This is a genomic window from Fusibacter paucivorans (assembly GCF_018390735.1).
In the GTDB taxonomy this organism is placed as follows: domain Bacteria; phylum Bacillota; class Clostridia; order Peptostreptococcales; family Acidaminobacteraceae; genus Fusibacter; species Fusibacter paucivorans.
The window spans coordinates 45,673-57,223 of record NZ_JAHBCL010000030.1 but is presented as its reverse complement, the minus strand read 5'-3'; the positions used below and the strand labels follow the sequence as shown (position 1 = coordinate 57,223).

Genomic DNA, 11,551 nt, shown 5'->3' with positions numbered 1-11,551 from the left:
CAAGGAAGCTACAGACATCACTCTATCTAATAAATTAATTATACATGTAAATGTATAATTGTTGATAGCTTTAAAGGTTATAGGTCGTCCTTTAAAACCTAAATACATTATATAAGGAAGAACATCATGTCGGATATTTTTAGTCACGAAAAGACACAGGAACGTCTGGACGCACTCAATGCTTTTATTGATGCACAAGCCGATAAAAACGATGCACTAATTGCCGTCCTCCATCGCGCACAGGAGATTTTCGGCTATCTGCCGAGCGAACTGCAACTCTACATTGCCCGAAAACTAGATATTCCCGCTTCAAAAGTCTACGGTGTCGTCAGCTTCTACACTTTCTTTACACAAAAGAAAAGAGGTCTGCACACCATCAGCGTCTGCATGGGGACCGCCTGTTTTGTCAAGGGTTCTGAAAAAGTGCTCCATGCCTTCACCGATGCTTTAGGCATAAAAAATGGCGAAACAACATCAGACGGCATGTTCACACTAAGAGATGTCAGATGTATCGGCGCCTGCGGCCTCGCCCCTGTCGTCATGGTGGATGACAAGGTCTTCGGTCATGTTGAGGCAGCCGATATCGATACCATTATTGCACAATATCGGGAGAAGGGAAGTGAACAGAATGCCCATTAAATCACTGGAAGAACTAAAAGCCATCCGTGCATCGCAAATGAAAAAAGTCAAACTGAGAGATCATGGCGAATCCGACGATCAACAAATCGAAATTCTCATTGGTATGGCAACTTGCGGGATTGCTGCCGGCAGCCGCGAAGTGCTGAACGCCTTTATTGATATTATTGATACCGAGAATCTGGACCATATCAAGGTTATTCCCGTCGGCTGTATGGGCTATTGTCACAGTGAACCGACGGTTCAAGTGAACATTCCCGGTCAAGAACCCATTTTATACGGCAACATCCACCCAGAGGATATTCAGAATATCATCCATAAGCATATTGAAAACGGCGAGCTTTTAGATGATCACATCCTCATTCAAACGTTTCAGACCATACGTTGAGGAGGTGACCTATGGCTAAGCAAAGAACGCATATCATGGTCTGCGGCGGAACTGGCTGTGTTTCATCGCAGAGTTTAGAAATGATCGAAACACTTAAAACACTCATTGCTGACCGCGGCTACGAAGATGAAGTCGGCATTGTCAAAACTGGGTGCTTTGGATTCTGCGGACAGGGACCAATCGTAAAAATCCATCCTGACAATGTTTTTTACGTTCAGGTAAAACCTGAAAATCTTGTTGAAATTGTAGACGAACATATTGTCAAAGGACGTATTGTCAATCATTTGCTCTATCATGAGCCTACGAGCTTGAAGCAGCTGAAACGTCATGATGAAATGCATTTTTATAAGAAGCAGTATCGGATTGCACTAAGACACTGTGGCCTGATCAACCCTGAGGACATCTTTGAATACATAGCATATGGCGGGTATGAGGCTTTGGGCACTGTCTTGACCGATTGCACACCGGAGCAGGTTGTCGCAAATATTAAGGCCAGCGGGCTCAGAGGGCGAGGCGGCGGCGGCTTCTCAACCGGCCTCAAATGGGAACTGACGGCCAAAAGCGCTTCTGATCAAAAATATGTTATTTGCAACGCTGACGAAGGTGATCCGGGTGCTTTTATGGATCGCTCCATTCTCGAAGGCGATCCGCATACCATCATTGAAGCTATGACCATTGCCGGCTATGCCATTGGCGCTTCAACGGGAATCATCTATATACGCGCTGAATATCCACTGGCGATTCATCGCCTGAAAGTCGCCATTGAACAAGCGGAAGCCAATGGCTTATTGGGCGATCATATCTTCGGTTCTGATTTCTGCTTCAAACTTCAAATCAAATACGGTGCCGGCGCATTTGTCTGCGGCGAAGAAACGGCGCTTATTCATTCCGTCGAAGGTGCTCGCGGCGAACCGACTAAAAAACCACCTTATCCAGCTGTCGAAGGCTACCACGGCAAACCAACCTGTGTCAACAACGTTGAAACGTTTGCCAATATTCCGCCGATCGTTTTAAAAGGTGCAGATTGGTTTAAAAGCATTGGTACGCCAACATCACCGGGTACAAAAGTCTTTGCGCTTGCCGGAAAAGTAAACAACGTCGGACTCGTTGAAGTCCCAATGGGAACAACCCTTCGTGAAATCATCTACGATATCGGAGGCGGGATCGTTGGCGGCAAAGCTTTCAAAGCCGTCCAAACCGGTGGACCGTCCGGCGGCGTCATTACAAAAACCGACCTCGATACACCCATTGATTATGAAAGCCTTAAGGCGATTGGATCCATGATGGGCTCAGGCGGTATGATCGTCATGGACGAAGATGACTGCATGGTCAACATTGCAAAGTTCTATCTCGAATTCACGCAGGACGAATCCTGCGGCAAATGTACGCCTTGCCGTATTGGCACAAAACGCATGTATGAAATCCTGACAAAAATTACTGAGGGCGAAGGCACACGTGAAGATATTCGAAAACTGAAAACACTTGGTCAAATGATAAAGGACAGCGCCTTATGCGGACTCGGTCAAACAGCACCCAATCCCGTTTTAAGTACGCTTCACTACTTTGCCGATGAATACGATGCCCACATTGATGCCAAGCATTGTCCGGCAGGTGCCTGCAAGGCACTTTCAAAATACGCCATAGATCCCGAAAAGTGTATCGGCTGCACCGCTTGTGCTCGCGTATGTCCCGTACAGTGCATTACTGGTCAACCTAAAATGCGTCATACCATTGACGCCGCTAAATGCATCACCTGTGGTGCATGTTACACGGCATGTAAGTTCGATGCCGTTATAAGGCCATAGGAGGTGGCATCAATGATTCAATTAACCATCAACGGCATTCCAGTAGAAGTTCAAGAGGGAACGACTATTCTGGAAGCCTCTAAAAAAGTAAATATTACAATTCCCACGTTATGCCACCTTGATCTAGACGATTTTGGCATTATCAATCAGACGGCATCTTGCCGCGTCTGTATGGTAGAAGTCAAAGGACGCCCTGCGTTGGTGCCATCTTGCTCTGAAAAGTGTGTAGACGGCATGGTCGTTCACACTGATACGCCTCGAAGCATCTCAGCAAGGCGCATGGCAGTCGAACTATTATTGTCCAATCATCCCTATGATTGCCTTGTCTGTCCCAAAAACCTCGAGTGCGATCTGCAAAAGCTAGCCGCAGATCTAGGGATACGTGAAGTACGATATACCGGTGAAAAAATGAACCACCCAAAGGATCAAACTTCTTTCGCACTGGTTAAAGATCCAAATAAATGTGTCATGTGCAGGCGCTGTGAAACCATGTGCAATGAAGTCCAAACCTGCGGTATTCTCTCTGCTGTCGACAGAGGCTTTAATGTCTTCGTCGGTCCGGCTTTCAATTTAGACATGGTCGATACATCTTGCACTTTCTGCGGTCAATGCGTTGCCGTCTGCCCGACTGCCGCACTCACCGAAGTCAACAACACCGATCGGCTCTGGGAACATCTCAATGATCCTTCAAAACACGTCGTCGTTCAGGTTGCACCTGCGGTTCGCGTTGCCATTGGCGAACTCTTCGGTCTCGAACCGGGTACGATCACCACGGGACAAATGGTCAGCGCATTGCGTTCACTCGGTTTTGATGCCGTTTTTGATACAGACTTCGGCGCTGACCTTACCATTATGGAAGAGGCCAGCGAACTTATTGAACGATTAAACGGCAAAGGACGTCTGCCTATGCTCACCAGCTGCTGTCCAGCATGGGTTAAGTTCTTTGAACACCAGTTCCCGGATCTGTTGGATATTCCATCTACCTGCAAATCGCCTCAAATCATGCTTGGCACAATCATCAAAACCTATTACGCTGAGCGTACCGGTCTTAATCCAGCAGATATTGTCGTCGCTTCTGTCATGCCTTGTCTCGCTAAAAAAGCAGAGGCAGCAAGACCCGAGCTCACCAAAGATCATAATAACAACGTCGACATCGTCATCACAACGCGCGAACTCGGCCTCATGCTCAAAGAAGCCAGTGTTGATTATGCCGCTCTGCCCATCAGTGATTTTGATCCATTGCTCGGCGAGAGCACCGGCGCCTCTGTTATCTTCGGCACCACGGGCGGCGTTATTGAAGCGGCTATCCGTACAGCTTATGAATGGGTGACCTCAGAAACCCTTGAAAAAGTTGATTTTGAACAACTTAGAGGATTTGACGGCATTCGTGAAGCAACTGTCGATATTGGCGATCAAACGCTAAAAATAGGCATTGCACATGGTCTGGGCAATGCGAGAAAACTGCTGGAAGCTATCCGAGATGGTTCATCAACCTTCCACGCCATCGAAATCATGGCATGCCCGGGCGGTTGTATTGGCGGCGGCGGTCAGCCGTACCATCACGGCAATACAGATATCATCAAGAAACGCCAAGCGGCTATTTATCAGGAAGACCGCAATAAAGTCCTTCGCAAGAGCCACGAAAATCCGTATATTCAGCAGCTTTATCGTGAATACCTCGGCAAACCAAACAGCCATAAGGCGCACGAACTCTTGCATACCTATTATATTGGCAAGGAAAAAATATAGTATAATGTAAGTTCTCATCTTCCTACTTGAGGTAATTGCCCCATTTAATAAAGGGATGTTCCAACGCGATTTGATCTGTCGCGTTAAGACATCCCTTTTTCATTTCATAATAATGCCTATATGAATTTTCCTATATGGATGATCCATTGCTTTTATCATCTCGTGTCCCCAGCCACCGCTTTGACATTAGCGGTTCAACGGCTAGGTATCATGGCTCAGTGCCATTTATCTATTTGGTACAATCATTACTCCGCGTTGGTTTCATAATAAAAATATAAGTGCTCAATATCTTCGAGCATCACTAGATAGTTCGGCATTTCACTGGTTTCATAGTAATCTGATGCCACGCGATTACGCATCACCCGAATATTGTATTGCGAATTAATCCCAAACAGCACCAGCATCTTATGGCCAAACTGATTGACTAGAAATGATTTATCCAACGGTGAGCCATCATATGGTGAAAGTTTGATCTGCTTAACCATTTGGAACGCCTGACTAATGGGACTTTTGCGATAAGCCATCACCCAGAGTGTGGATTCACTGCCAAGTCTCGTCTTGAAAAACAACACGTTGATAAAGGCAGTGCTATTCGATGCCAACAGTTCAATTTCCGTTTCATCCGTTAATTGAGCTGCTAGCTGACGCGTTGTATAGTCTGACAAATGCTCAGTTTTTATAGTATAATGAAGATGGTCGACGATTAACGTCATCGTCATGGCAAATGCGATAAAAATAACGGTTCTTTTCATTACAACTTTCATCTAGTTACCCTCTTAAGCCAGTGTACTCGCTTTGTTATGTCGATTGAGTTTTAAGCTGCACTTTAATGCTTCGTTTCAAATGAAAAAATAAGTGCAATAACGGCAAAGACATTCATTAGCACTAAGCCGAAACTAATATTGAACATGTCGCCTAAAAGCATTTTCATATCGGGAAAAATAAAAATGACAAACGATATAATAAATGTAAAAATCAAGGTCATCAATGACTGAATGCGAATACAGGCAATGCCGCCGCGTTTTCTCAGTCCTGTCAGCACAATCCCTGCAATGCCGAGTATTGGCAATAAGAGCAGTAGGTAGCCTATATAGAGCGTCTCAGCGGGAAGCGGAAAGCCGTATGCTTTGCCAAATGCCGAGACCATCGCAACACCTGAATTAATGCCGCCGCTCAAGATCGTCATTCCTGAGTATCCAGTCTTCGAAGCGGCAAAAGTATCAAAGTTAGGATCCGATTTTATCCACGGCAGAAAAAAGCTAATTGACACAATCAGTGCACTAATCATTCTGATAAACTGCTTTGATTTCATAATCACTCCTTATAATATGTGGTCATCTAAATTATTATATCATTATCCACTGCGTTTTGACACGAATGCACCACTATGAAACCTTAAACTTTTTGTGAACCCCCGGAGGCGCTTCCATGGAAAATACACTAAAAGCATTGAACGAAACCATTTGGATCAACCCATCCTTAAAAAAAAGCTGTTCGCTCTCACACGATGGTCGGTTACTAACCATGGCCGATGTTTTTGAAGCAAAAGCATTTATTGATAAAATGGCGCCTTACCTCTCAGAACACTTTTCACTGGCAGACGGTATGCTTGCCTCACCACTAACGCCTATTTCTTCCTTTCAACGCACACTGATTACCTTTATTGGCGGCAGAATTCCGGGACACTGGTATTTAAAAGGAGATCACGCTCTCCCAATTTCAGGGTCGATTAAAGCTCGCGGCGGTATCTATACATTACTTCGCTATGCTGAAAAACTGGCGAAATCTCATCAAATGACAAATTTTTTTGAAAGTGCGGCCGGACCAGCTTCACCTGAACTCACGACCATTTACAGCCAGCATACCGTCGTCGTCAGCTCCACTGGCAACCTCGGCCTCAGCATCGGTCTCATTGGCAAAAGTATTGGGTTTAATGTTGAAGTCCACATGTCTGTCGATGCCAAAGACTGGAAAGTTGAGCGTTTAAAGGCCCTTGGCGCACAGGTCATTCAGCATGCCGGCGATTACTCTGAATCTGTTAAGCTAGGGCGTTCAAGCGCATCCGGTAGACCCAACACTTATTTTATCGATGACGAAGATTCAGTCGACCTCTTTTTAGGTTACAGCATTGCAGGTCTCGAGCTTCAAGCTCAACTCGAAACACTGGAACGTCCTGTGGATTCTGACCACCCGCTCTTTGTCTATTTGCCTTGCGGCGTCGGTGGTGCACCAAGCGGCATCGCCTTTGCGCTCAAGGCTATTTTTGGCGAAAATGTCCATCTCTTTACCGCCGAGCCAACACATGCGCCGTGCATGCTCTTGGGACTCAGTACTGAACGCTGGCATAACATCTCAGTTTCCGAATTGGGAATCGACGGTCAGACTTTGGCAGACGGCCTTGCCGTTGGCAGATCCTCTGAGCTCGCATCAAAAACACTTTCACAAGTTCTGAGCGGCGCTTACACAGTCTCCGATGAAAAACTCTTGCGCATGCTCTATCTCATGCATGAAGCTGAAGGTATTGACTTAGAACCGTCAGCACTCGCAGGTCTCATTGGCCCTGCCAAACTCTACTATGAAACCGATGGATTTAATTACCTGAAAACGCATAAACTGCTGGAAGTTGCTGAACAGGCGACACACGTCTCATGGGCAACCGGCGGCATCATGGTGCCTGACAACGTCATGGCACAGGACATTAAACGCGGCCAAGACAGTTCGCTGAACACCTTTTAGTTTAGAGCCGTTACCATCTAGATTTGGTGGACACCATTATGATGAACACACTACTTAACTTATTGTATGGCTGGAAAGAGCTCACGGTTACAACAAACGAACAAGTATACTATAAAATCAAGGATCAATTGGCGGCTAACCATCTAAAATATCAAACCAATATTGTGGATCAACAATCTATAAATCGAAAAAGAGGTACCCTGCTTGGTAATCATCATCAAAAGATGTATTATATTTATGTCAAGAAGAACACTTATAATGCCGCCGTTCATTTCATTCGTCAATAATCATGTAAGTCACAACCATAAAGCGGCCTTCGTTTTCAAGGCTTTCTAAGGAGAAAAAGTATGCGGTTTGCACCTCTAAAAATTATTGCAATCACATTTATCGGCAACCTGCTCTTAAAGCTGTTCGCATTGGGCTTTGATATGTATACACAATTTACAAATGCTCCAGCGCCTTTTAAATACATAACTTCAGCGATTATCTTACTGGTCTATGCCCTGCAATATTCGATCGGCATTTTTCAAGATGAAATAACGCTCCATCGCTTTTTCCACAAAAGCAAGGCAATTTCCAGCAATCAAATTCAATCGATTACACTGTATGCCAAGAATAACGGCTTTGCCACCCGACAAAGGTTAAAAATCACTTGTGTCGATCAAGACATTGACTTTTCGATCCGATTTTTGAATAACCATAAAGACCTTATGTGGTCACTTGAAAATTTTTCAGCCAAACATCATATCGCATTTCATAAAGAAACATTTAAACCGGGATTTATCAATATTTTCTAATACACACTAACATTGCCGTTTCAGCCGTCTCAGGCGGTGGGAAAACAGCATCTATTAAAATGATAAAAACGCTTCATTCTATCAAGCGCATCACAAAACCATCAAACGGGAAAACGGAGGTATAGATGACCGCACTTGTAAAACAATCTGAACGCGCGGCATTACGTACACTACTTTTGCCATTAATCATGAAACAGATCTCGATAGGACCCTTTAGAAGGAGGAACGCATCTAATGAAAAAAGTTTTTAGGCATGCACCACTATACCAGTTTTTATACTATTGTGATCTTGAAAAGACCGTTGAAACACCAACAATACTCGACTGTGGTGCAGGTGGTGCAACACCGCCGCTAACACTGTTTCATTCACACGGTTATCAAACGTACGGCATTGAATTCAATCTCAAACAGATTGAAAAAGCAAATGCATTTGCAGGTGATCTTTCATTAAATATCATGCAAGGCGATATGAGAAAACTCCGTTTTAACGACAACAGTTTTGATTTCGTTTATTCTTATAATTCAATTTTTCATATGAAAAAGACCGATATCGCACAGTCATTATCAGAAATGAAACGCGTTTTAAAACCAGGAGGGCTGATATTTGTCAACTTCTTATCCACTGACGATTTTAGATGCGGTGAAGGAACAGATTTGGGCAGTCATCAGTACGAACAAATGGAAGACGCTCCCGTTATTCACGCTTATTTTGAATACGATGAGGCCGATCAATACCTTGGTGATATGACCTTTGTCTTAAAAGAGCGCCGAATCATTGAACGCATATTTGAAGGCGAGCGTATTCGTCAAGGCTTTATCGACTATATTGCAAGAAAAAACTGACTGTATCACTAACGAGAGGTGCTCCGGCTTTATGATCAAAAAATGTTTAAAGTGTTTTACGTTCTACTTTATGCTGCTTAGTATTTTGCTTATTTACGCCGAACTAATCGGCAGGGATTCCAAGCATATTGTTCTGATACAGTTCAATATCATTTTAAATTATTTATACCGACTTGAATGGTTTCGCTCATTGATGGCCACCGGCTATGCCGTTAAAAGCAATACCTTGCTTGGCGAGACATCCATCTATTTGTATATTGCTCATTTTTTGACGTTTATCCTTTATGGCCTCTGCTTGGATGGCCTAAAAAATCTTTTTTATAAACTTAGCCGCTAATACTTGCCGTCTTTAAATGATCTTGTTATATTTAAGAAACATGCAATCCCTTTCACCATATCCGACTCATCGGACATACATTGGCTTAAAGCGGTACATAAGCCAAAAGATACAAAAGCGAAAATGATTATTGACATATTCGGCAACAACTTGACGCGAATGGAGGACAACTTGAAAATGACAAAGAAAATCAAACAGGCGATTGTATTGGCTATCGGCATCATCATCAGTTATATTGGAATCAATTTAAATCTTTCGGCTAGAGATCTCGCATGGCCGCGCTCATATTCTTACAGCGGCGCACGTGCTGATACCATCTGGGCAATTACAGAAAATGTTTACCATCAAATTGGCTTGTCACTATTGATCTTTGGTTTGCTGATCATTCTCATTTTAATCATCAACTGGCTATGGACATCTGACAGCCATCAATAATCTGCATGCTTATATGCCGCTATCCAATAGCGTTCTTTGCTATTAATCGGACTCGTTAATATGAGATCACTTAATGGGCAATTCCAACTATTTTAAAGAAAAATGAGGCATCATCATTGACTGAAATAAGAGATATTATTTACCTTAACTACGATAAAAAGAGCAAAAGACTCATTTCATACGGTATTGAATTTTATGAATTCATTGAGTCACTTTCCGTACTACCTGAGCATTTACTCATCCTTGAAGGCGGTTTCGGCACGCATTTTAACATGACGACACTCAGCGAATACTGCGGCAAAGACGACATTGAAGACTTAAAAAAAGAAGATATTTATAGTTATGGCAATTTTTCATGGATAGATTTCGAAACTGTTCACGGTCTTGAAAGTCTATCCGCTCAGGAGGTTGCGGAGATATTTTATGTCTCAAAAATGTGGCAGCCGTTGAACAGCACCTATTTTGAGCCTTTAAACAATCGCTTTATCTACAATGCACACGACGACGGCTGGATTAACCATGTCTATTACAATGACATGGCTGATTTAAAAGCAGTGATTGAAACTGTCATTCGATCAAAACTCAAACGAATCTGTCACAGAACCTCAAAATCGCTTTCTCAAAATGTCATTGACGATCTCGTCAGTTTCGCTCAAGAGGGCTTTGCCATTGACTTTAAAAAAGTTCTTTTTGAGGACGATTCGATCAGGCTCCCCCTCGAGCTGATCGGTAAGCATTTGGACATGGATGAAGTTTACGCAATTGTCAATGAAACGGATCTGTCACAAAAGACGGTAACCATGATGACCATTCAGGAATAGCCTGCTCGTGTACAGCGCCACAGCCTATCACATAAATGCGTAAGCGCTCCGGCTGCTATACAAATGAGGAAATTGAATCTTACAAAATTTGAGAAAATGAATATGTAAAGGAGTATGCGTATGAACATGAAAAGCGTAACCGGCATTGGCGGCATTTTCTTTAAGGCGCAAGATCCCGACAAAATGAATGATTGGTATAAAGCGCATTTGGGCCTTGATACATCTGAATACGGCGTGCGTTTTGAATGGCTTGAAAAATCTGATCCGAGCAAGACGGGAACGACGCAATGGAGCACATTCTCAGAAACAACAGACTATTTCCAACCTTCTTCAAAAGATTTTATGATTAACCACCGCGTCGAAATACTGGATCAAATCGAAACCTACGATTTTGGAAAATTTGTACACATCCTCGACCTAGAGGGCAATAAAATTGAACTATGGGAGCCTACAGATGCGTCTTAAACCGATTAATATTACTTTGATCCTCGTCATTATCCTTGCCGTTGCCGTACCGCTTTACAGGCATATTGAAACACATCAATTGGGCTATGCCGCACCAGCGGTTGGCAATGATGTATTTGATTTAGAAGTATACATCGTTTCAGAAAACATGCCTAATACGAGTATTTATAGCTACCGTGTCGATCAGAAGTTTCACAGCATCGATGATATTATCGTCTATTTAAGGGCCTATGAAGATACAGATGGGCGTCATTTTAATAAACGCTTATATGATTTGGGCAGTTATAAAGACCAAGACGGTAATGTCGACTGGGAAAACGTTAAAGAGGCTGTTACCGTCACGCATCGCTATTGGAATCGCGTCTATACCATAACATACAGAGCTTCATTTCCGGAGAGCAACCGATGTCATATTGATATTACAGCAGACGGCTATGTTTTAGACTATCGTTCTGCGGGGTTTTGATCCCTTGCGCCAATGAACCTTGCATCCCAAAATGGCCGCGCCGTTCACGGAGGCATCAAGCATTATCAAGTGA

General features: G+C 43.5%; 14 protein-coding genes. 12 read left to right on the top strand and 2 right to left on the bottom strand.

Features of this window, described 5'->3' with window-relative positions; genetic code table 11:
• Nucleotides 1-126: 126 nt before the first annotated feature.
• Genes KHM83_RS15470 through KHM83_RS15455 form a run of 4 tightly spaced genes read left to right on the top strand, consistent with a single transcriptional unit; the run spans nt 127 to nt 4,578 of the window.
• Complete coding sequence (locus KHM83_RS15470) at nt 127-639, top strand: NADH-quinone oxidoreductase subunit NuoE family protein (protein ID WP_213237947.1); 513 nt, start codon at nt 127-129, stop codon at nt 637-639.
• Nucleotides 620-1,024 carry a (2Fe-2S) ferredoxin domain-containing protein gene (locus KHM83_RS15465; protein ID WP_213237946.1) on the top strand — a complete coding sequence of 135 codons (405 nt, stop codon included), beginning with the start codon at nt 620-622 and terminating at the stop codon, nt 1,022-1,024. The genes KHM83_RS15470 and KHM83_RS15465 overlap by 20 nt, the downstream gene beginning before the upstream one ends.
• 11 nt (nt 1,025-1,035) lie before the next feature.
• Nucleotides 1,036-2,829: an NADH-quinone oxidoreductase subunit NuoF gene (locus KHM83_RS15460; RefSeq protein ID WP_213237945.1), complete on the top strand. Its 1,794-nt coding sequence runs from the start codon at nt 1,036-1,038 to the stop codon at nt 2,827-2,829.
• Nucleotides 2,830-2,841: 12 nt separating this feature from the next.
• The gene (locus tag KHM83_RS15455; RefSeq protein ID WP_213237944.1) at nt 2,842-4,578 is read left to right on the top strand and encodes an NADH-dependent [FeFe] hydrogenase, group A6; all 1,737 of its coding nucleotides are present in this window, start codon (nt 2,842-2,844) and stop codon (nt 4,576-4,578) included.
• Between the two features lie 245 nt (nt 4,579-4,823).
• Here the strand turns inward: KHM83_RS15455 and KHM83_RS15450 are convergent, their stop codons facing one another.
• Nucleotides 4,824-5,342 (bottom strand): hypothetical protein, encoded by a 519-nt coding sequence (locus KHM83_RS15450; protein WP_213237943.1) that lies wholly within the window; start codon nt 5,340-5,342, stop codon nt 4,824-4,826.
• Nucleotides 5,343-5,404: 62 nt separating this feature from the next.
• Nucleotides 5,405-5,890 (bottom strand): hypothetical protein, encoded by a 486-nt coding sequence (locus KHM83_RS15445; RefSeq protein WP_213237942.1) that lies wholly within the window; start codon nt 5,888-5,890, stop codon nt 5,405-5,407.
• Nucleotides 5,891-6,006: 116 nt separating this feature from the next.
• Here KHM83_RS15445 and KHM83_RS15440 point away from each other — a divergent pair, with 116 nt between their 5' ends.
• The 8 genes from KHM83_RS15440 to KHM83_RS15405 all read left to right on the top strand — a co-directional run bounded on the left by KHM83_RS15440 (nt 6,007) and on the right by KHM83_RS15405 (nt 11,478).
• Nucleotides 6,007-7,314 carry a D-serine ammonia-lyase gene (locus tag KHM83_RS15440; protein ID WP_213237941.1) on the top strand — a complete coding sequence of 436 codons (1,308 nt, stop codon included), beginning with the start codon at nt 6,007-6,009 and terminating at the stop codon, nt 7,312-7,314.
• A 38-nt stretch (nt 7,315-7,352) separates the two neighbouring features.
• Nucleotides 7,353-7,601: a hypothetical protein gene (locus tag KHM83_RS15435; protein WP_213237940.1), complete on the top strand. Its 249-nt coding sequence runs from the start codon at nt 7,353-7,355 to the stop codon at nt 7,599-7,601.
• A gap of 60 nt (nt 7,602-7,661) precedes the next feature.
• The gene (locus tag KHM83_RS15430) at nt 7,662-8,111 is read left to right on the top strand and encodes a hypothetical protein (RefSeq protein WP_213237939.1); all 450 of its coding nucleotides are present in this window, start codon (nt 7,662-7,664) and stop codon (nt 8,109-8,111) included.
• A gap of 234 nt (nt 8,112-8,345) precedes the next feature.
• Nucleotides 8,346-8,954, top strand: a complete 609-nt coding sequence (locus KHM83_RS15425; protein ID WP_213237938.1) for a class I SAM-dependent methyltransferase — start codon at nt 8,346-8,348, stop codon at nt 8,952-8,954.
• Nucleotides 8,955-9,462: 508 nt separating this feature from the next.
• The gene (locus KHM83_RS15420; RefSeq protein ID WP_213237937.1) at nt 9,463-9,726 is read left to right on the top strand and encodes a hypothetical protein; all 264 of its coding nucleotides are present in this window, start codon (nt 9,463-9,465) and stop codon (nt 9,724-9,726) included.
• 116 nt (nt 9,727-9,842) lie between these two features.
• Nucleotides 9,843-10,547 carry a hypothetical protein gene (locus KHM83_RS15415; RefSeq protein WP_213237936.1) on the top strand — a complete coding sequence of 235 codons (705 nt, stop codon included), beginning with the start codon at nt 9,843-9,845 and terminating at the stop codon, nt 10,545-10,547.
• Nucleotides 10,548-10,667: 120 nt separating this feature from the next.
• Entirely contained in the window at nt 10,668-11,012 is a 345-nt protein-coding gene (locus KHM83_RS15410) for a VOC family protein (protein WP_213237935.1), read from the top strand.
• Nucleotides 11,002-11,478, top strand: coding sequence for a hypothetical protein (locus tag KHM83_RS15405; RefSeq protein ID WP_213237934.1), 477 nt, complete (start codon nt 11,002-11,004; stop codon nt 11,476-11,478). Before KHM83_RS15410 ends, KHM83_RS15405 begins: the two co-directional genes overlap by 11 nt.
• The last annotated feature ends 73 nt before the right edge of the window (nt 11,479-11,551 follow it).

What these genes read in the sequence shown, in the direction of transcription:
- KHM83_RS15430 (WP_213237939.1), top strand. Translation starts at nt 7,662, where the DNA reads ATGCGGTTTGCACCTCTAAAAATTATTGCAATCACATTTATCGGCAAC.
- KHM83_RS15460 (WP_213237945.1), top strand. Translation starts at nt 1,036, where the DNA reads ATGGCTAAGCAAAGAACGCATATCATGGTCTGCGGCGGAACTGGCTGT.
- KHM83_RS15455 (WP_213237944.1), top strand. Translation starts at nt 2,842, where the DNA reads ATGATTCAATTAACCATCAACGGCATTCCAGTAGAAGTTCAAGAGGGA.
- KHM83_RS15450 (WP_213237943.1), bottom strand. Translation starts at nt 5,342, where the DNA reads ATGAAAGTTGTAATGAAAAGAACCGTTATTTTTATCGCATTTGCCATG.
- KHM83_RS15405 (WP_213237934.1), top strand. Translation starts at nt 11,002, where the DNA reads ATGCGTCTTAAACCGATTAATATTACTTTGATCCTCGTCATTATCCTT.
- KHM83_RS15410 (WP_213237935.1), top strand. Translation starts at nt 10,668, where the DNA reads ATGAACATGAAAAGCGTAACCGGCATTGGCGGCATTTTCTTTAAGGCG.
- KHM83_RS15435 (WP_213237940.1), top strand. Translation starts at nt 7,353, where the DNA reads ATGATGAACACACTACTTAACTTATTGTATGGCTGGAAAGAGCTCACG.
- KHM83_RS15440 (WP_213237941.1), top strand. Translation starts at nt 6,007, where the DNA reads ATGGAAAATACACTAAAAGCATTGAACGAAACCATTTGGATCAACCCA.
- KHM83_RS15445 (WP_213237942.1), bottom strand. Translation starts at nt 5,890, where the DNA reads ATGAAATCAAAGCAGTTTATCAGAATGATTAGTGCACTGATTGTGTCA.
- KHM83_RS15425 (WP_213237938.1), top strand. Translation starts at nt 8,346, where the DNA reads ATGAAAAAAGTTTTTAGGCATGCACCACTATACCAGTTTTTATACTAT.
- KHM83_RS15470 (WP_213237947.1), top strand. Translation starts at nt 127, where the DNA reads ATGTCGGATATTTTTAGTCACGAAAAGACACAGGAACGTCTGGACGCA.